This window comes from Kribbella pratensis, assembly GCF_004365355.1.
Lineage (GTDB): Bacteria > Actinomycetota > Actinomycetes > Propionibacteriales > Kribbellaceae > Kribbella.
In genome coordinates this window covers 1,332,545-1,350,636 of record NZ_SODP01000002.1, presented here as the reverse complement: position 1 = coordinate 1,350,636, position 18,092 = coordinate 1,332,545, and the positions used below count along the sequence as shown (strand labels likewise).

Annotated in this window: 17 protein-coding genes; 2 read left to right on the top strand and 15 right to left on the bottom strand. The window is 67.8% G+C overall.

The genetic code is table 11. The annotated features are described in order from the left end of the window. Positions 1 to 67 precede the first annotated feature (67 nt). The 6 genes from arfA to EV653_RS23220 all read right to left on the bottom strand — a co-directional run bounded on the left by arfA (position 68) and on the right by EV653_RS23220 (position 6,135). Entirely contained in the window at positions 68 to 1,570 is a 1,503-nt protein-coding gene (arfA, locus tag EV653_RS23245; protein ID WP_134105813.1) for an arabinosylfuranosidase ArfA, read from the bottom strand. A gap of 23 nt (positions 1,571 to 1,593) precedes the next feature. Continuing rightward, the gene (locus EV653_RS23240) at positions 1,594 to 2,493 is read right to left on the bottom strand and encodes a carbohydrate ABC transporter permease (protein ID WP_238159984.1); all 900 of its coding nucleotides are present in this window, start codon (positions 2,491 to 2,493) and stop codon (positions 1,594 to 1,596) included. After that, positions 2,490 to 3,371: a carbohydrate ABC transporter permease gene (locus tag EV653_RS23235; protein ID WP_202871793.1), complete on the bottom strand. Its 882-nt coding sequence runs from the start codon at positions 3,369 to 3,371 to the stop codon at positions 2,490 to 2,492. Before EV653_RS23235 ends, EV653_RS23240 begins: the two co-directional genes overlap by 4 nt. 13 nt (positions 3,372 to 3,384) lie before the next feature. Next, positions 3,385 to 4,674: an extracellular solute-binding protein gene (locus tag EV653_RS23230; RefSeq protein ID WP_134105812.1), complete on the bottom strand. Its 1,290-nt coding sequence runs from the start codon at positions 4,672 to 4,674 to the stop codon at positions 3,385 to 3,387. 212 nt (positions 4,675 to 4,886) lie between these two features. Next, positions 4,887 to 5,897, bottom strand: a complete 1,011-nt coding sequence (locus EV653_RS23225) for a LacI family DNA-binding transcriptional regulator (RefSeq protein ID WP_134105811.1) — start codon at positions 5,895 to 5,897, stop codon at positions 4,887 to 4,889. 37 nt (positions 5,898 to 5,934) lie between these two features. Next, positions 5,935 to 6,135, bottom strand: coding sequence for a hypothetical protein (locus EV653_RS23220; protein ID WP_134105810.1), 201 nt, complete (start codon positions 6,133 to 6,135; stop codon positions 5,935 to 5,937). 609 nt (positions 6,136 to 6,744) lie between these two features. Between EV653_RS23220 and EV653_RS23215 the strand changes: the two genes are divergently transcribed. Continuing rightward, positions 6,745 to 7,779, top strand: a complete 1,035-nt coding sequence (locus EV653_RS23215; protein ID WP_134105809.1) for an aminotransferase class V-fold PLP-dependent enzyme — start codon at positions 6,745 to 6,747, stop codon at positions 7,777 to 7,779. A gap of 191 nt (positions 7,780 to 7,970) precedes the next feature. Next, positions 7,971 to 8,396: a MerR family transcriptional regulator gene (locus EV653_RS23210; protein ID WP_134105808.1), complete on the top strand. Its 426-nt coding sequence runs from the start codon at positions 7,971 to 7,973 to the stop codon at positions 8,394 to 8,396. Here EV653_RS23210 and EV653_RS23205 read toward each other — a convergent pair. From EV653_RS23205 to alr, 9 genes are all read right to left on the bottom strand, one after another. Next, complete coding sequence (locus tag EV653_RS23205; RefSeq protein ID WP_134105807.1) at positions 8,380 to 8,880, bottom strand: SRPBCC family protein; 501 nt, start codon at positions 8,878 to 8,880, stop codon at positions 8,380 to 8,382. The two genes, EV653_RS23210 and EV653_RS23205, sit on opposite strands and share 17 nt — an antisense overlap. 37 nt (positions 8,881 to 8,917) lie before the next feature. Beyond that, entirely contained in the window at positions 8,918 to 10,129 is a 1,212-nt protein-coding gene (locus EV653_RS23200; RefSeq protein WP_134105806.1) for a molybdopterin molybdotransferase MoeA, read from the bottom strand. Between the two features lie 68 nt (positions 10,130 to 10,197). Beyond that, positions 10,198 to 10,419, bottom strand: a complete 222-nt coding sequence (locus EV653_RS23195; protein WP_134105805.1) for a formate dehydrogenase subunit delta — start codon at positions 10,417 to 10,419, stop codon at positions 10,198 to 10,200. Beyond that, positions 10,416 to 13,238 carry a formate dehydrogenase subunit alpha gene (gene fdhF / locus EV653_RS23190; RefSeq protein WP_134105804.1) on the bottom strand — a complete coding sequence of 941 codons (2,823 nt, stop codon included), beginning with the start codon at positions 13,236 to 13,238 and terminating at the stop codon, positions 10,416 to 10,418. Before fdhF ends, EV653_RS23195 begins: the two co-directional genes overlap by 4 nt. Then, a complete protein-coding gene (locus tag EV653_RS23185; RefSeq protein WP_134105803.1) occupies positions 13,235 to 14,749 on the bottom strand; it encodes a formate dehydrogenase beta subunit in 1,515 nt (504 codons plus the stop codon). Before EV653_RS23185 ends, fdhF begins: the two co-directional genes overlap by 4 nt. Beyond that, positions 14,746 to 15,240, bottom strand: a complete 495-nt coding sequence (locus tag EV653_RS23180; RefSeq protein ID WP_134105802.1) for an NAD(P)H-dependent oxidoreductase subunit E — start codon at positions 15,238 to 15,240, stop codon at positions 14,746 to 14,748. The genes EV653_RS23185 and EV653_RS23180 overlap by 4 nt, the downstream gene beginning before the upstream one ends. Positions 15,241 to 15,311: 71 nt before the next feature. Then, on the bottom strand, positions 15,312 to 15,932 hold the full coding sequence (locus EV653_RS23175; RefSeq protein ID WP_134105801.1) for a M15 family metallopeptidase: 621 nt from the start codon (positions 15,930 to 15,932) through the stop codon (positions 15,312 to 15,314). Then, positions 15,929 to 16,894: a D-alanine--D-alanine ligase family protein gene (locus EV653_RS23170; RefSeq protein ID WP_134105800.1), complete on the bottom strand. Its 966-nt coding sequence runs from the start codon at positions 16,892 to 16,894 to the stop codon at positions 15,929 to 15,931. The genes EV653_RS23175 and EV653_RS23170 overlap by 4 nt, the downstream gene beginning before the upstream one ends. Then, on the bottom strand, positions 16,891 to 18,027 hold the full coding sequence (gene alr / locus EV653_RS23165; protein ID WP_134105799.1) for an alanine racemase: 1,137 nt from the start codon (positions 18,025 to 18,027) through the stop codon (positions 16,891 to 16,893). Before alr ends, EV653_RS23170 begins: the two co-directional genes overlap by 4 nt. Positions 18,028 to 18,092 lie beyond the last annotated feature (65 nt).

Sequence of the window (18,092 nt, the reverse complement as noted above, 5' to 3'; positions counted from 1 at the left end):
CGTACCGGTCCGCCTTGAGCGAAATCGGACTGGGTGCCGTCGGGCACCCAGTCCGACGCCGCACGGGTCAGTCAGTCGTCAGTGAAACAGCAGTCCAGCTGATGGCCGGGAGCGTAACGGTCAGTTTGCCGTCGACGAGGGTGGCCGTCTCGAGCCGTTGCGGGACCACGTGATCGGGGTCGGTGGCCGAGTTGACGGCCAGCGGATCCGCGGCATGCATGATCAGCGCTTCAGCGATGGTCGTGACGCCGGTGCGGCTGACGTCGACGGTGACCTCGATCGGGCCCTCGGTCGACCGGTTGACGGCGAAGATCGCGACCTTGCCGTCGTCGTACGTCGCGACCGCGTCGACCGCCGCGACCTCGCCGTACTTCTCGGTCGTGGTGAGCGGCGAGTCGGTCTCGACCCGCAGGACCTGGCCGGCCGCGAGCCGGGACGTGATCGCGAACGGGTGGAACGTCGGCTGCCGCCACGCCGCACCGCCGGGCTCGGTCATGATCGGGGCGATCACATTCGCGAGCTGGGCGAGGCAGGCGACCCCGACCCGGTCGCTGTGCCGGAGCAACGAGATCAACAGGTTGCCGACGACAACGGCATCGGTGGCGTTGTACTCGTCCTCGATCCGTCGCGGCGCCACCTCCCACTGGTCGTGGGGGCCGTCGGTACGGCGGGAGCGCTCGCCGTACCAGACGTTCCATTCGTCGAACGAGATGCCGATCTTCTTGCTGCTCTTGAGCTCGGCGCCGACGTGATCGGCGGTCGCGACGACGGACTCGATGAAGCGGTCCATGTTCACCGCGGACGCCAGGAACGAGGCAGTGTCGCCGTCGTCGTTCCCGTAGTACGCGTGGCAGGAGATGTACTCGACGAACTCGTACGTCTCCCGCAGTACGTCGCGCTCCCACGTCCCGAACAGCGGCATCCTCGACGACGACGATCCGCACGCGACGAGCTGGAGATCCGGCTCGATCATCCGCATCGCCCGCGCGGTCTCGGCCGCGAGCCGCCCGTACTCCGTCGGCGTCTTGTGCCCGACCTGCCACGGTCCGTCCAACTCGTTGCCCAGGCACCACAGTTTGATCCCGTACGGCGCTGCGCCGTGCTGCTCGCGCAGGTCGGACAACGCCGTACCGCCCGAGTGGTTGGTGTACTCGAGCAGGTCGAGCGCCTCCTGGACGCCTCGCGTGCCGAGGTTGAGCGCCATCATCGGCTCGACGCCGGCCTTCACACACCACTTGCTGAACTCGTCGAGACCGAACTCGTTGGTCTCGACGCTGTGCCAGGCCAGGTCGAGCCGGCGCGGCCGCTCGTCCCGCGGGCCGACACCGTCCTCCCAGCGGTAACCGGAGACGAAGTTGCCGCCGGGATAACGCACCACGGACACGCCGAGCTCACGGGTCAGCTCGAGGACGTCCTTGCGGAAGCCGTCCTCGTCGGCGGTCGCATGTCCGGGTTCGTAGATGCCGGTGTAGACACACCGGCCCATGTGCTCGACGAACGTCCCGAAGGTACGGCGGTTCACGGGCGCGATCGTGAACGCGGGGTCGATGGTCAGGTTGGCAGCGGGCACCAGGTTGCTCCTGTCATAGGTGTCTAGCCCTTGATCCCCGCGTCTCCGACACCGCGGACGACGTGGCGCTGGAACAAGGCGTAGACGATCAGCAGAGGTAGGCCGCCCAGCACGGCGGATGCCATGATCTGGGCATAGCGCAGGCCGTACGAGCCCTGCACGTTGGCCAGGCCGACCGGGATCGTCATCATTGACGGGTCGGTGGTCACGATGAAGGGCCAGAGGAAGTTGTTCCAGGCCCCGATGAACGTGAAGATGCCGACGGCAACCAAGATCGGCCGCGACATCGGCACCATCACGCTCCAGACGATCCGCCACCGGGACGCGCCGTCGACCCGGGCAGCGTCCTCGTAGTCGCGGGAGATGCCGTCGAAGAACTTCTTCAGCACGAACACCATCACCGGCGCGACCACCTGCGGAAGAACGATGCCCCAGTAGGTGTCGACCAGGCCGAGGCCGGTCATCTCCTGGAACAGCGGCACGATCAGCACCTGCGGCGGCACCAGGATGCCGGCGATGATCAGGCCGAACAGCACCCGGCGGCCCGGGAACGTCGTCCGCGAGAAGCCGTAGGCCGCGAGGACGGAGACGAACAGCGTCAGCGCAGTCACGAGGATCGAGACGACCGTGCTGTTGAGGAACCAGCGGATCAGATCCCCTTGCTCGATCACGCTCCGGTAGGCGTCTCCGGTCGGTGCCTCTGGCAACCAGGTGATCGGGGCGCGGGTGGTCTCCGGCTCCGGTTTCAGCGACGTGTCGAGAGCCCAGAGCAGCGGGACGAGCCAGAGGGCCGCCAGGATCACCGCACCGACGGCAGTCGCGGTTCCGGCGAAGGTCCAGCGCGGTTTCACCGGTCCACTACGGGCAGGCCTGGTTGCGGGCGCGGCCGACCGCCGTTCGGTCGGCATCGTCGTGGTCGTCATGCCGCCTCCCCTCGGCCGGAGAACAGTTTGAACTGGGCGACTGCGACGATCACGATGATCGCGAAGAACAGGTACGAGATCGCCGACGCGTAGCCGATCCGGTAGCTGGTGAAGCCGGACTCGTAGATGTACTGGATGATCGGCCGGGTCGCGTAGTTCGGCCCGCCGTTGGTCATCAGGTAGATCTGGTCGAAGATCTTCAACGACGCGACCAGTTGCAGTACGACGATCAGCCCGGTGGTCCGGCTCAGCAACGGCAGCGTGATCCGGAACAGCTGCTGCCGGCCGTTCGCCCCGTCGATCGCGGCCGCCTCGTAGACCTGCGCCGGAATCCCTTGCAGGGCAGCGAGATAGAGCAGGAAGTTGAACCCGACCGTCCACCAGACGGTCGTGATCACCACCGCGAGCATGGCCCGGTTCTCGGTGTTCAGCCAGTCGATCTCGGCGAATCCGCCGGCCGTCAGGAGTCCGTTCACCAAGCCGAATCCGGGCTGGTAGATCCACACCCAGATCAGCGTCACCACGGTGGCCGGCAGGACGAACGGAGCGAAGTACGAGAACCGCAGCAGCCAGCCGAGGATGCCCTTACGGTTGGCGAGCAAGGCCATCAGCAGTGCGATGATCACCAGCGGCGGCGTACTCATCGCGGTGAAGACGAGCGTGTTCTTCAGCGACGACCAGACGGCCGGGTCGCCGAACAGGTCCCGCCAGTTCTGCAGGCCGAGGAACTCGTGTTTGACGCCGGCCAGGCTCGTGTTGAAGAAGCTGTTCCAGAAGCCGGACGCGATCGGCCAGAGCATGAACAGTGCGAACAGCAGCAGGAACGGCGCGACGAAGAACAGGCCGCCCCAACGTTGTTTCCAATCCGGTCCTTGCATGGGCGTTCTCCTGTCAGACCGGGGACGGGGTGTCGAGGAGCTTCTGGGTGGCAGCCTTGAACTGCGCGAGCGCAGACTTGGGCGTGGCTTGTCCGGTCGCGATCCCGCTGAAGGCCGCCGCCGACTCGTTCTCCAGCTGTGCTCCCGAACCGCTGAACCACGCATCCGGGTCGTAGAACACGTTCGGAGCGACGCTGCGGTACTCCGCCTGCGGCTTGAGATCCAGGTACTCCTGGCTCTTCACCACCGGCTGGTACGCCGGGATGTGGCCGCCGGCTGCCCATTCGACGCTGTGCTTGAGCATCCAGGCGATGTATTCGACCGTCGCCTTCGTGTCGTCGGCGTTACGGTGCGCCTGGTGCGGCAACACGAACGTGTGCGAGTCGCCCTGGAACTTCGGTACGTCGTACACGACCGGGAACGGCGCCATGCTGAACGGCAGCTTCGCGGTCTGGTACGTCGTGACCTCCCACTCGCCGTTGAAGCTCAGCCCGGCCTCGCCGTTGCTGAACTGGGCGACCATGGCCGAGTAGTTCGCCGACCGCGGCGTGAGGCCTTCGCTCGCCAGTTTGGCGATCAGGTCCAGGGCCTCGAGTGCCTTGGCATCGTCGATCACCAGTTCCTTGCCGTCAGGGCTGAAGAACTTGCCTTCGAGCTGGCCGTAGAGCGTCCACCACAGCCGCCACGGGCTGGTGGTGTCGACGGAGACGGCGTACTTGCCGGTCGCGTCCTTGACCGCCCGGAGCATGTCGAGGAACGCGGTGACTCCCGTGACCGGCTTGATCTTGTTGTCCGGTCCGAGCAACCCGGCCTTCTTGCAGATCTCCAGGTTGTAGTAGAGGACGAACGGGTGCTGATCCAGCGGTACGGCGTACAGCTTGCCGTCGATGACGCAGCGGTCCCAGGTCGCCGGCAGGAAGTCGGACTGGCGTACGCCGGCGTTCTCGAGCAGCTCCACCGGGATCGGGTCGAGCATCGTCGTCGGGCTGAACCCCTTCAACCGGGACATGTGCATGGTCGCGACCTCGGGCGCCCGGCCACCGGCCGCCGACATCGCGAGCTTGGTGTAGAACGGCGGGCCCCAGGCCAGCGTGTGCGCCTGGAACGCGACGTCGGGGTGCTCGGCGACGTACTGGTCGTGGATCTGCAGCAGGCGAGCACCGTCGCCGCCGCCGAACAGGTTCCATTCGCGAACTCTCGGCTTGGAGCCGAGAGCGCCGCAGCCGGTCAGGGTGAGAGCGCCGAGCAGACCACCAAGAACTGCTCGGCGCCCCGGTCGGAAGGGCGGGGCGTCACTGGTCATGCGGCCTCCCGGCCTGGACTGAGGAGCGGAGGGAGCGGAGCGACCGGAGCGACGAGGGAAGGCCGGGAGTTACAGCCGCATGGCCCGCCTCGCCGGAGGCGTGGCATCAGTACAGTCATCTGTCCTCCAGGGCGGAGTGGAGCACGACTCCTACACCGATGTACTACATCGGTGTAGAGAGGATGCCCGAGTGCTCCTGGACCGTCAAGACTTCAGTTCGGGCCGAGGGTGGATTCCCTGGTGTGGAGTTCGAAGGGGGCGACGATCTCGTGGTGCTCCGAGACGTCGCCCGCCATCCGCTGGACCAGGAGCTCGACCGCGGTCCGGGCGATGTGCACCCGGCTCGGGTCGACCGTGGTCAGGGTCGGGCTGCTGTAGCTGGCCTCGTCGATGTTGTCGAAACCGGCGACCGCCACGTCGTCCGGGATCCGCACGCCGCGCGCGGCGAGGGCCCGGATCGCGCCGAGCGCCAACGTGTCGTTGAGGGCGAAGACGGCGTCGAAGCGTTGGCCGGTCCCGAGCAGCTCGGCCATCGCGTCCGCCCCGCTCGACCGATGCCACTTCCCGCCCGAGACCGCGAGCTCCTCCAGCACGGGAACGCCGTACTCCGCCAGCATCTCGGCGTAGGCGGCGTACCGGATGGCGCCGGTGCCGACGCGCTCCCGGGGCCGGATGCCGATCACCGCGATCCGCCGGCGGCCCTGGTCGAGGAGATGCCGTACGACGGCCTTGGTGCCCTCGACGTTGTCGATCATGACGTGGTCGACCGGGCCGTGGAAGATCCGCTCGCCGAGCAGCACCATCGGTGTGTTCGTGCGGAGCTGATCGACGTCCTCCGGGCCGAGACCGAGCGGGCTGTACAGCAGGCCGTCCACCAGATGCCCGCGCGGCCGGGCCAGCGCGGTCAGTTCGCGTTCGCGGTCGGCACCGGTGGTCTCGATCATCACCGTCAGGCCGTGCTCGCCGGCGGCCGCGATCGCCGCGTCGGCGAGCTCCGCGAAGTACGGATTGCTCAGCTCAGGTACTGCGAGGCCGATGACGCCGGTCCGCCCGGACTTCAGGTTCCGGGCGGAGATGTTCATCCGGTAGCCGAGGGCATCGATCGCCGCGAGCACCTTGGTCCGGGTCTCGGCGCGGATGTACGGATAGCCGTTCATCACGTTCGAGACCGTCTTCGGAGACACGCCGGCCTCGCGCGCGACGTCGCGCATCGTCACTGCCATGGCATCTCCCTCATGGGCAGCCACGGTAGTGCAGAGCTCACTCCTGCGCGGCCGCCTCGTCGTGCGACGGACGGCGTGGCGAGTTCGGCTGCGGGCCGGCCGACGTGCTTCCCGGGTGATCGGGGATGTCCGGCTCGTGGTCGTCGTCCAGCTCCACACCCTCCTCCCGCAGCACGTCGTCCACCGCAGCATCTACCTCGTAGCCGGGATTTGGCAGACCTGGCCTGTCGAAACTCATCGCGCCCTCCAAGGCAGTTGGTTGCTGCCCCCACCATACGACCGCCCACGAGAAACCGAAAATGAACAAAAGCAGCCCAGGAGAAACAGCACAAGAAGCAGAAAGACAAGAGAAAAGATATGGGGGAGTGGTCGACCGAGCATTTGCCGGCAGGTCAGATCGGGGACCTGGAGGGCAGTGGACCGGCTTTCCGGATGGTAGTTGCCGCTGGGTGCGAACTTTCTTCCGCAAAGCAGCCCGGAACCGCCGGCCTGACGCGGCAACTGGAGCTCGTTGGGGTCGGTGCGGTCCGGATGTGAGCCACTCGGCAACCGAAGGTATCCCGCTAGCCTCAGGCGTGCGGACCTCCTCTTCGATGCCGGTGCCGTGGTTTGCTCAGTGGTGGAGGTCCACCTCCGCGTCTGCTCGCCGCGGCGCGCCCACGGGGAAGCAGGTTTGGGGAGGATCTTCTATCCGATTCGGTACATGATCCTCCCCAGTCCGGTCGTTCTAGTTTCATGATTTCCTGTTGGAGGCTTTGAATGGATCTTGCAATGCAGCCTCGTTATGGGATTTCACCTGGTGGAGTTCGCGGGGGCTCCAGGTCGGGGGCGACCTAGAGTAGCGGGCATGGACATTGCAGGGCTGTGGGATCCGGAGCCGGGCTGGTTGAACACCGCGTCGTACGGGCTGCCGCCCAAACCGGCGTGGGAGGCGTTGCAGGCTGCGCTCGCGGACTGGCGGGTCGGCAGGACGAGCTGGGAGCCGTGGGACGAGTCGACGAGCCGGGCCCGGGAGTCGTTCGCCCGGCTGATCGGGGCGGACGCCGCGGACGTCTTCGTCGGCAGCACGGTGTCCGCGGCGGTGGTGCCGATCGCGGCGGCGTTGCCGGACGGCGCGAAGGTGCTGACCGACGACGTCGAGTTCACGTCGAACGTGTTCCCGTGGCAGGTGCACGCGGACCGCGGCATCGAGGTGATCGCCGTACCGGGTTCCGAGCTGGTGGCCGCAATCAAACCGGGGATCGACCTGGTGGCGGTGAGCGCGGTGCAGTCCTCCACCGGCGTCGTGCTCGATCTGCCGGCGGTTATTGCTGCCGGCAAGGAGATCGGCGCGTTGGTGGTGATCGACGCGTCGCAGGCGCTCGGTTGGCTGCCGATGCGGATCGACGGCGTCGACGCGTTGATCGCCCACAGTTACAAGTGGTTGATGTCACCGCGTGGCGCGACGCTCGGGTACCTCTCGCCGCGCCTGCAGGAGCGTTGCCGCCCGGTGGCCGCCGGTTGGTACGCCGCCCGCGACGTCCACGGTTCGTACTACGGACCCGTGATGGAGCTCGACCCGGGCGCGCGGCGATTCGACCAGTCGCCGGCCTGGTTCAGTTTCGTCGGCGCGGCGCCGGCGCTCGAGCTGATCGAACAGATCGGCGTCGACACGATCAACCGCCACAACCTCGACCTCGCGAACGCGTTCCGCGCCGGCCTCGGCCTGGAACCATCGAACAGCGCCATCGTCAGCACCAGCCTCCCCGGAGCGCAGGAGGCCTTCGCAAGCGCAGGCATCCGGGCCGCCGTCCGGGACGGGAAACTGCGCGCGTCGTTCCACATCTACTCGACCGATGACGACGTACAGCACGCTCTCGCGGCCCTCAAACCCCTGCTTTAAGAGCTTAGTGTCCCGTGAGCGATGTGGCTTGGCGCTATCGGCGCCCAGGCACGCACCTCGCGGCACTTGGCCAGCGCCCACGATGCTCCGCATCGAGGCCACTGACCAAGCACCCCGATGCACGCACCTGAACGCCGCTATCGCTCAAGCCACATCGCTCACGGGACACTGTCCCGGCGTTAGGGTGCCCCATGCGTGGATTGAGTATCGGGCAGGTGGCGGAGCGGACCGGGTTGAGTGTGCACGCCCTCCGGTTCTACGAACGTGAGGGCCTGCTGGCCGATCCGGTCCGGCGTGAGTCGAACGGCCGCCGTGTGTACACCGAGGATGACGTCGAGTGGCTGGACATGTGCATCAAGTTCCGCTCGTCCGGGATGCCGCTCGACACGATCCGCAAGTACACCGACCTGGTCCGGCAAGGCCCTGGCAACGAGCAGGACCGGCTGGCCCTGCTCCGCAGCCATCAGGACCACGTCACGTCCCAGATCCAGGACCTGACCGAGTGCCTGAACGTGATCAGCCACAAGGTCGGCGTCTACGAAGAGCACCTGGAGGCCGGCACCGCCGAGTGCTTGTGGGTGGGGCCGGCCCGGGCCGGCACTAGCGAGGCGTCCTGAGGGCTGACTCCATGGCGGTGAGAGTCGATCGCATGTTCGCTGCCAGTTGATCGAGCCGGCCCTGGATGATTTCCGCGGCGCGCTCCGGGTTCTGGACCGCGCCCATCCGCAGGCCGCTGTCGCCGGGGCCGTGGGTGAACGTCTGCCGCACGAGCGTCTCGACGCCCTGGTCCTCCAGTTCATACTCCCAGTGCGCGAGCGGCACGTCCTCACCGCCGTACACGTCCCAACCGAAGCGGTACGGCGCCTCCGCGACGGTGACCGTGCAGGTCACGTAGGTCTCGAAGCCGTCCTTGAAGCGGTTGCGCGCCTCGAAGCGAGCGCCCTTCTCGATGCGGTCGTCGAGCCAGGCGCCGTAGTAGCACTCCGGGCTCCACTCGCCGTACCGGTCGATCGCGGTGATGCCGGACCACAGCTCGCGGATCGGCAGCTTGATCAATACCTCGACGTCGGTGGTCGAGCCGGTCACTCCGTAGTCATTCATGCCCGGTACGTCGGACGCCCCTCGCCGGCCTCGACATTTACGTGATTCCCGGATCGAGAGGGAGGAGCCGGGCCGCGATCGCCTCCGCCGGACCGGGGGCGACGACGGCCAGAGCGTCGGCGACAGCCGGCCCGCGAAGCATGGCGGAGCCGCCGTGGCCGATCGGTACGGCGCCGTGTGCCGTGAGCCGGACCGGGACGAGCCGGGTGCTGGTCGGGTGACAGCTGACACCGCCGGGTACGGCGATATGGCCGAGCTCGGGAAGCCGGAGGCCGCGCATGCGGGTAATGGCCGCGACGCCGAGCGTCAGGAAAGCGACGAGGGCGGCGAACGGGTTGCCAGGCAGTCCGAGGACAAGTCGTCCGTCGGACAACCGCGCGAGGGCCTGGGGATGACCGGGGCGGCAGGCGACGCCGTCCACGACGATCTCCGCGCCGAGCGAGGTGAGCGCAGCTCGCAGATGATCGGCAGGCCCCGAGGCCGACGAGCCGGAAACGAGGGTCAGGTCAGCGCGTGTCTCGCTGAGTGCATTGGTGAGTTCGTCCAGCGAGTCCGGCAGATGCCTCACCGAGGGCGTGGACGAGCCGGAGGCGACCAGCCGCGCACCTGCGCGCGTGACCAGCCCGGGCAGCATCGGCCCGATCGCGTCTCGCACCCGACCCGGGCCAGACGGTCCTCGATGAACTAGCTCGTCGCCCGTCACGAGCGCGGCGACAGTCGGCTGGGGGATGACAGTCAGCCGGTTGAGCCCGACCGTTGCGGCCAGCCCGAGCACCGCCGGGCCGATGACGACGCCGGCCGGCAGCAGTTGCTCGCCCGGCCGGCACTCCTCACCTGCTCGCCGGATGTGGCGGCCGTCCTCGGCCGGTCCCTCCAGCCGATCGCCGGTCACCACCGCGTCTTCGGAGCGCACCACGGAGGTCGTGCCGGTCGGTAGCGCCGCTCCCGTGACGATCCCCGTCGCCTGCCCGTCCGCCAACGTCCCCGGATCCGCCGCGCCGGCCTCCACATGTCCGTTCAGCCGCCAAGGACCAGCACCACGTACGGCGTACCCGTCCATCGCGGCCCGGTCCACCGGAGGGACCGCGCCCGGCGACACCAACGGCGTACCCAGAACACAGCCGTCCGCCTCGGCCAGTCCGCGCGAAACCACCTTGCCAGGTCGCGCCGCGGCGTGAGCCAGTACCCGGGCCAGATCCCAGGCCACGGCTGCTCGCCGGGCTCGAAGACCGCGGCCCTCGTCCTCCACACGACTACCCTCTCCAACCCACACCCGGTTGTCGAACGCACCCGGCCCGCCGGACTGTGTGGGATGGGTCACCGAGCGGCCTGGAGGCGGCGGGCAGCCAGGACTGCCGCGGGGGACAGGTCGGTGGCGCCGGACTCGGCGTGCGTGATCAGCGCCTGCTTCATCCGCGGGTCCCAGGTCGCCTTCAGGTGGTTGGCGATCACGGTGGCAGCGTCCTCGAGGGAGCGGTGCGCGAACTGGGCCGCGATCTCGTTCGCCAACCGCACGTACGGCGGGATGCCGCCGCTCATCGGTTGCCTCCTGCAACGACTGGCTCGGGCACGGCGTCCGTGGCGATCGAGGCGGGAATGAGGTCCACCTGGACCGCGGTGACTTTGTACTCCGGGCAGTTGGTGGCCCAGTCCGAGTTGTCCGTGGTGACGACGTTCGCCCCGCTGACCGGGTGGTGGAACGTCGTGTAGCAGACGCCGACGGGCATCCGGTCCGAGATCTTCGCCCGCAGCTCGGTCCGCCCGACACGGCTCGACAACGCGACCAGGTCGCCGTCGGTCACTCCGCGCACCTCGGCATCGTGCGGATGGATCTCCAGCACGTCTTCGGCATGCCACGCGACGTTCGCCGTACGCCGGGTCTGTGCGCCGACGTTGTACTGCGAGAGGATCCGCCCGGTCGTCAGGATCAGCGGGAACTTCCGGGTCGACCGCTCGGACGTCGGCACGTACATGGTCTCCATGAACCGGCCCTTGCCGCGGGTGAATTCGTCGGCGTGCATGATCGGCGTACCGTCCGGGTGCTCGACGTTGCACGGCCACTGGATCGACCCCAGCTCGTCCAGCTTCGCGAACGAGACGCCTGTGAACGTCGGCGTCGTCACCGCGATCTCGTCCATGATCTGCGCAGCCGAGTCGTAGTGCATCGGGTACCCCATCGCCTGCGCGATCTCGCAGATGATCTCCCACTCCTGCTTCCCGGTCCGCGGCGCCATGATCGGCCGCACCCGGTTGATCCGCCGCTCGGCGTTGGTGAACGTCCCGTCCTTCTCCAGGAACGATGTCCCCGGCAACAGAACGTGGGCGAACTTCGCGGTCTCGTTGACGAAAAGATCCTGTACCACCAGGAGATCCAGCGCGCCGAGCGCCGCGAAGACATGCTGCGTGTTCGGATCCGACTGCGCGATGTCCTCGCCCTGCACGAACAGCGCCTTGAACGATCCGTCGATCGCGGCGTCGAACATGTTCGGGATTCGCAGCCCCGGCTCGTTGAGGATCGGCGTACCCCACAGGTGCTCGTAGATCGACCGTACGTCGTCGTCGGACACGTGCCGGTATCCGGGGAGCTCGTGCGGGAACGAACCCATGTCGCACGAACCTTGTACGTTGTTCTGGCCGCGCATCGGGTTCACGCCGACGCCGGCGCGGCCGATGTTCCCGGTCGCCATCGCGAGGTTGGCCATCCCCATCACCATCGTCGAGCCCTGGCTGTGCTCGGTGACGCCGAGGCCGTAGTAGATGGCCGCGTTCCCGCCGGTCGCGTACAACCGCGCCGCGGCCCGGATCTCGTCAGCCGGCACGCCGCAGATCTCGGCGATGGCCTCGGGACTGTGCTCGGGCCGCGCGATGAACGCCTCCCACGACTCGAAGTCCTCGCAGCGGCTCGTGACGAAGTCGCGATCCACGAGTCCTTCCGTGACGATGACGTGAGCGAGGGCGTTGATGATCGCGACGTTCGTGCCCGGCCTCAGCTCGAGGTGGTGCGCGGCCTCGACATGCGGCGATCGGACCAGGTCGATCCGCCGCGGGTCGATCACGATCAGCTTCGCGCCCCGGCGGATCCGCTGCTTCATCCGCGACCCGAACACCGGGTGCGCGTCGGTCGGGTTCGAACCGATCAGCAGGATCACGTCGGACTCGTCGACCGACCTGAAGTCCTGGGTGCCGGCGGATTCGCCGAAGGTCTGCTTCAGCCCGTACCCGGTCGGCGAGTGACACACGCGCGCACACGTGTCGACGTTATTGTTGCCGAAGACGGCTCGCACCATCTTCTGGACGGCGTACACCTCTTCGTTGGTCGTCCGCGACGAGGTGATCGCACCGATCGAACCCTGGCCGTACTGCGCTTGGATCTCCCGCAACCGGCGCGCCGTGAAGCCGATCGCCTCCTCCCACGACACCGTCCGCCACTCGTCGGCGATCGTGTCCCGGACCATCGGCTCCAGCACCCGGTCCGGATGCGATGCGTACCCGAACGCGAACCGGCCCTTCACGCACGAATGGCCCTCGTTCGCGCCGCCGTTCTTGTACGGCACCATCCGGACCAGCTCGTCACCGCGCAACTCGGCCTTGAACGAGCACCCGACACCGCAGTACGCGCAGGTCGTCAGGACGGTCCGCGTCGGCATCCCGAGTTCGACCACCGACTTCTCCTGCAGCGTCGCCGTCGGGCATGCCTGTACGCACGCGCCGCACGACACACAGTCCGATTCGAAGAACGGCACCCCGGCGCCGGCCGCGACCTTGGAATCAAATCCACGCCCCTCGATCGTCAGAGCCAGAGTCCCCTGTACTTCGTCGCAGGCGCGGACGCAGCGCGAGCAGGCGATGCACTTCGACGCCTCGAAGTCGAAGTACGGGTTGGAGGTGTCGGTCTCGAGATCCATGTGGTTCGCGCCGGCTTCGACACCCGAGCCGTAGCGGACCTCGCGCAGACCGGTGACGCCGGCCATGTCCTGCAGTTCGCAGTCGCCGTTGGCCGAACAGGTCAGGCAGTCGAGCGGGTGGTCGGAGATGTACAGCTCCATCACACCGCGGCGCAGCTTGCCGAGCCGCTCATTCTGGGTGCGGACGTTCATGCCGTCACGGACCGGCGTCGTACAAGAGGCCGGAGTGCCTTTGACCCCGTCGATCTCGACCACGCACAGCCGGCACGACCCGAACGCCTCGAGGTTGTCGGTCGCGCACAGCTTGGGTACGTCGACACCGGCTTCCTTCGCGGCGCGCATGACCGATGTACCGGGTGGGACTCTGAGGTTGATCCCGTCGATGGTGAGCTCGACTGTCGCCTCGCCGGGGCGGGCCGGCGTACCGAAGTCTGGTTCCTTGAGCAGGGTCATGCGTTGAAGTCCTCTCCGAAGTGGCGGACGGCGCTGCGTACGGGCATCGGGGTGAGGCCGCCCATCGCGCAGAGCGAGCCGTCGGTCATCAGTTCGCACAGGTCCTCGAGAACCAATAGGTTCTTGTCCCGGTCGGTCCCCGCCACGATCCGATCAATGGTTTCGACACCGCGGACCGCGCCGACCCGGCACGGCGTGCACTTGCCGCACGACTCGGCCGCGCAGAACTCGAACGCGAACCGCGCCATCGCGGCCATGTCCACGGTGTCGTCGAACACCACGATCCCGCCGTGCCCGACCATCGCGCCGGCCTGTGCGAACGCCTCGTAATCCATCGGCAGGTCGAACTGCTCGATCGGGAGATAGGCGCCCAGCGGGCCGCCGACCTGAACGGCTCGCGTCGGCCGCCCACTGGCTGTTCCGCCGCCGAAGTCGTTCACCAGTTCGCCGAGCGTGATGCCGAACGCGGTCTCGACGATCCCGCCGTGCGCGACGTTGCCGCCGAGCTGGAAGACGCTGGTACCTCGAGATCGGCCGGAGCCGTAGCTGGCGTAGATCTTCGCCCCGTGCGCGAGGATCGTCGGCACTGTCGCCAAGGACAATACGTTGTTGACCACGGTCGGCCGGCCGAAAAGCCCTTGCAGAGCGGGGATCGGAGGCTTGGCGCGGACCATGCCGCGCTTGCCCTCCAGGCTCTCCAGCATCGAGGTCTCTTCACCGCAGATGTACGCACCCGCGCCGACCCGGACGTGCAGGTCGAAGCCGAACCCTGAGCCCAGAATGTCCGGCCCCAACCATCCTTCCTGGTGCGCCCGCGCGATCGCTGCCTTGAGAGTCGCGACGGCGTCCGGGTATTCCGAACGCAGGTACACGTACCCTTCCGCCGCGCCGACCGCGTACGCCGCGATCGTCATCCCCTCGATCAACGTGAACGGATCGCCCTCGATCAGCATCCGATCCGCGAACGTGCCCGAATCCCCTTCGTCCGCGTTACAACACACGAACTTGAGATCCGCCTCGGCGCCGAGCACGGTCCGCCACTTGATCCCGGTCGGAAACCCGGCGCCGCCGCGTCCGCGCAACCCCGACTCGACGACAGCCTCAACCACGTCGGCCGGCGTCATCGCGAGCGCTTCGCGTAACCCGCGCATCCCGCCGTGCGCTTCGTAGTCCTGGGCCGACAGCGGATCGATTACGCCGACCCGCTTGAACGTCAACCGCTCCTGCCGCCGCATCCACGGCAGTTCCTCCACCAGCCCGAGACTCTCGCCTTCGCCGGCGAGCATCCCGGCCGCGATCAGCCCGTCCACACCCTCAGGAGCCACCGACCCGTACCCGACCCGCCCCACGGCCGTCTCCACCTCCACCAACGGCTCCAACCACAACATCCCTCGCGAGCCGGTGCGAACGACCTCCACCTCGCGGCCCTGGGTCTGCGCAGCGATCCGCTCCGCCACCTCGTCCGCTCCCACCGAGCGAGCCGCCGAGTCACGCGGTACGAAGACCCTCATCGCGCTTCTCCCAGCAAGGCGTCGAGGCGAGCCGGGCTGACTCGGCCGTGCAGCTTGCCACCGACCTGCACCGTCGGCCCGAGCGCACAGTTCCCGAAGCAGAACACTTCCTCGAGCGTGATACGCCCATCGACCGAGGTCTCGCCCAACCCGCAACCGGTACGCAGCCGGGCGTAGGCGGCCAACTCGACCGCCCCCACCGCCCGACAGGCCTCCGCCTGACAGACGGCGACCGTCGTACGGCCCGGAGCGGTCCGCCTGAAGTCCTTGTAGAACGTGACCACCCCGTGCACCTCGGCCACCGACAAGTTAAGTACGTCGGCCACCACCGCAACATCGTCCTGCGCGACGTACCCGAGCTCCTCCTGCACCGCATGCAGGATCGGGATCAGCGCGCCTCGCAGCCCCTGCAACTCCGAGGCGATCTCCCGCACGCGCTGCGCCCGCCCGGGCGCGGGCACAGACCTGTCGACCACGACCTCACTCGTCATGTATACAACATTCCGTCGCCAGCGCCACGCGGTCAAAGCAATGCTGCCTATCGCGCGATAGGCAGCAGCTATCACGTCATGCAGTACGCCGGTCCGTAGAGCGCGGCGGGGTGGTTCTCGGCGTAGGCCCAGTAGCGGTCGCCGTAGGACCAGTGCCACCACTCCGTGGGGTAGTTGACGAGGCCGGCGGCGGTCAGTACGTCGGCCAGTAGGGCGCGGTTCGTGCGGGCCTCGCGGCTGATGTTGGTGGCCGCGAAGAAGCAGGCGCCGTTGCTCTGTTCCGGGGTGGCGTCGATCGGGGTGCCCAGGTCGAGCGGGCCGTGAGCGCCGACCAGGGTGAGGTCGACTGCTGCGCCGGCTACGTGCGGCGCGACTTCGATCGGTGAGACGAAACGACTGGCAAGCACGTGTACGTCGTGGTCGGAGATGCCCGGATGGAGCCGTTCCAGCTCGGCGCGGTAGCCGTCGTAGATCTCCTGCTGGCTGTCGATCGGGCGGAGTCCTTCGACGACGTGCAACCGGATCCCCGCCGGCAGGAATGTGTCGGCCAGCGCGAGTCGGTCCGCGACGCTCTCCCGTGCGAATTGGCGACCGGTCGTCACCACACCCCGCGTGAACAGCTCGACCAACGGTTCGCCGTTCTCGATCGCCGGGATGCTCGTGATCCGGTCGTCGCTCAGTAGTACGGTCATCCGCGCGCCACCGCCGTACGGATCAGCGTGTCGACGACCTCGGCGTACGACAGTCCGGCCGCGGCCCACATCCGCGGGAACTGCGACGCCGGCGTGAATCCGGGGAACGTGTTGATCTCGTTGACCACCGGATCCCCATCGCTCGGCACGAAGAAGTCCACCCGGGCAAGCCCCGCACACCCGAGGACCTCGAAGACGTCGATCGCCGTACGCCGCAACCGCTCGGCCAGCTCGGGATCCAGCGGAGCCGGTACGACGAATCGCGTGGCAGCGCTGTCGTACTTGGCGGTCGCGTCGAAGAACGGCTGGTTCGGGTCAGGGTGGATCTCCAACGCGGGTGCGGTCTCGATCCGCCCGTCCGGGAACTCCAGCACCGCCAGGTCGATCTCGCGGCCGACCATCTCGCGCTCAACGAGGACCTGCGGATCGAGTACGGCGGCGTCCGCGATCGCAGCCAGCAGCGTCGGAAGGTCCGTTGCCCTGGACACCCCGAAACTCGATCCCCCGTTGCCCGGCTTCACGAACAGCGGGAAGTCGAGCCCGGCCGCCTTCACCTTCTGAAGAGCTGCTTCGGTGTCGGTCAGCTCGGCCCCGCGAAGTGTCACACCCGGCGTGACCGGGATTCCGTGCGCTCGCAGGACCGCCTTGGTCAGATGCTTGTCCAGACCGACGGCGCTGGCGGCGATACCGCTGCCGACGTACGGAACGTGCAGCTGCTCGAGAAACCCTTGCAGCCGGCCGTCCTCACCGCCTTCCCCGTGTAACGCCGGGATGGTGACGTCGCAGGCCTGCAGGATCTCGATCGCCTCGTGTTGCCCGTCCACCCAGTTGCCATCGGCATCGATCACCATCGGGATCGCCATATGGCCGAGGATTTCGACCGCCTTCACGATCCCTTTGCCGCTGGCAAGCGAAACCTGATGCTCCGGACTCGCCCCGCCCATCACGACTGCGATCCTCATCGGTTGCCCTCCTCGTAGCGACGAGGCACCCGCGATCCGATGCCGCAGTAGATCTCGTGCGGGATCGTGCCCGCCCAGTCGGCCCACTCGGAGGCGGTCGGTTCGCCGGAGGATCCGTCGCCGAAGATCGTGACCGGTTCACCCGGCTCGACCGCGATATCACCCGCATCGACGACGAACTGGTCCATCGCGATCCGCCCGATCACCGGCATCCGTACGCCGTGGCACTGCACGCTCGCCTGCCGGACAGCGACCCGCGGGATGCCGTCGGCGTACCCGATCGGGACGAGTCCGATCGTGGTGTCCCGCTCCGCCACGAAGTCGTGCCCGTACGAAACCCCTTCGCCCGCACGGATCCGGCGTACCTGAGCCAGCTTGCTCATCAGTCGCATCGCCGGCCGCAGCCCGAGGCCGACTTCGTCGATCCCGTACAGGCCGGCGCCGATCCGGACCAGGTTGCAATCCGGTGCGTCGAGCGTGATCGCACCGGCCGAGTTCGCGAGATGCACGACGCTGGGGCGTAGCCCGGCCCGGTGCGCGAGACCCACCCCGGTCCGCAGGAGTTGCAACTGCCGCGTGCTCTGCACGGCGTCGGCGGAGTCGCCGTGCGAGAGATGCGACCAGATCCCGCGGACCGTGACGGCGCCGAGCGCCTCGTAGTGCGCCGCCGTTCGGGTGAGCTCGATCCACTGGTCAGGTGCACTGCCGGCCCGGTGGAGACCGGTGTCCAGCTTGAGGTGCACCGACTGGACGGATGGGATGGAGACGACCCGCTGCAACTCGGCGACGGTCGAGACGCTGACGTCCACGTCCACATCGCCGAGCAGCATCAGTTCCGCGGCGTCGTACAACCAGGTCAGGATCGGTACGGTCAGCCCGGCCGCGCGCAGCTGCAACGCCTCGTCGGCATGCGCGACCCCGAGCCAGGTCGCCCCGGCCTCGACCGCCGCGCGGGCCACCGGTACGGCGCCGTGCCCGAAGGCGTCGGCTTTGACCACGGCCAGGACCTCCTGCGGCACCCGCCGCCGGAACGTCCGGACGTTGTCGCGAATGGCGGACAGGTCGACGACGGCCTCCGACAATCCGGCGATCCCACGTGGCGCCGGGCGGTGGCGGGACTGAACCAGGAACATGTCAGTCATTGTTGTTTCTGGCAACGATCCGCTTCATCGGAGCGCGGACGGATCTACGCAGCCGC

Excerpts from the sequence above, each read along its gene's own strand:
- EV653_RS23240 (WP_238159984.1), bottom strand. The coding sequence starts at position 2,493 with ATGACGACCACGACGATGCCGACCGAACGGCGGTCGGCCGCGCCCGCA.
- EV653_RS23225 (WP_134105811.1), bottom strand. The coding sequence starts at position 5,897 with ATGGCAGTGACGATGCGCGACGTCGCGCGCGAGGCCGGCGTGTCTCCG.
- EV653_RS23235 (WP_202871793.1), bottom strand. The coding sequence starts at position 3,371 with ATGCAAGGACCGGATTGGAAACAACGTTGGGGCGGCCTGTTCTTCGTC.
- EV653_RS23175 (WP_134105801.1), bottom strand. The coding sequence starts at position 15,932 with ATGACCGTACTACTGAGCGACGACCGGATCACGAGCATCCCGGCGATC.
- fdhF (WP_134105804.1), bottom strand. The coding sequence starts at position 13,238 with ATGACCCTGCTCAAGGAACCAGACTTCGGTACGCCGGCCCGCCCCGGC.
- EV653_RS23195 (WP_134105805.1), bottom strand. The coding sequence starts at position 10,419 with ATGAGCGGCGGCATCCCGCCGTACGTGCGGTTGGCGAACGAGATCGCG.
- EV653_RS23185 (WP_134105803.1), bottom strand. The coding sequence starts at position 14,749 with ATGAGGGTCTTCGTACCGCGTGACTCGGCGGCTCGCTCGGTGGGAGCG.
- EV653_RS23220 (WP_134105810.1), bottom strand. The coding sequence starts at position 6,135 with ATGAGTTTCGACAGGCCAGGTCTGCCAAATCCCGGCTACGAGGTAGAT.
- EV653_RS23215 (WP_134105809.1), top strand. The coding sequence starts at position 6,745 with ATGGACATTGCAGGGCTGTGGGATCCGGAGCCGGGCTGGTTGAACACC.
- EV653_RS23230 (WP_134105812.1), bottom strand. The coding sequence starts at position 4,674 with ATGACCAGTGACGCCCCGCCCTTCCGACCGGGGCGCCGAGCAGTTCTT.
- EV653_RS23210 (WP_134105808.1), top strand. The coding sequence starts at position 7,971 with ATGCGTGGATTGAGTATCGGGCAGGTGGCGGAGCGGACCGGGTTGAGT.
- EV653_RS23180 (WP_134105802.1), bottom strand. The coding sequence starts at position 15,240 with ATGACGAGTGAGGTCGTGGTCGACAGGTCTGTGCCCGCGCCCGGGCGG.
- EV653_RS23170 (WP_134105800.1), bottom strand. The coding sequence starts at position 16,894 with ATGAGGATCGCAGTCGTGATGGGCGGGGCGAGTCCGGAGCATCAGGTT.
- alr (WP_134105799.1), bottom strand. The coding sequence starts at position 18,027 with ATGTTCCTGGTTCAGTCCCGCCACCGCCCGGCGCCACGTGGGATCGCC.
- EV653_RS23205 (WP_134105807.1), bottom strand. The coding sequence starts at position 8,880 with ATGAATGACTACGGAGTGACCGGCTCGACCACCGACGTCGAGGTATTG.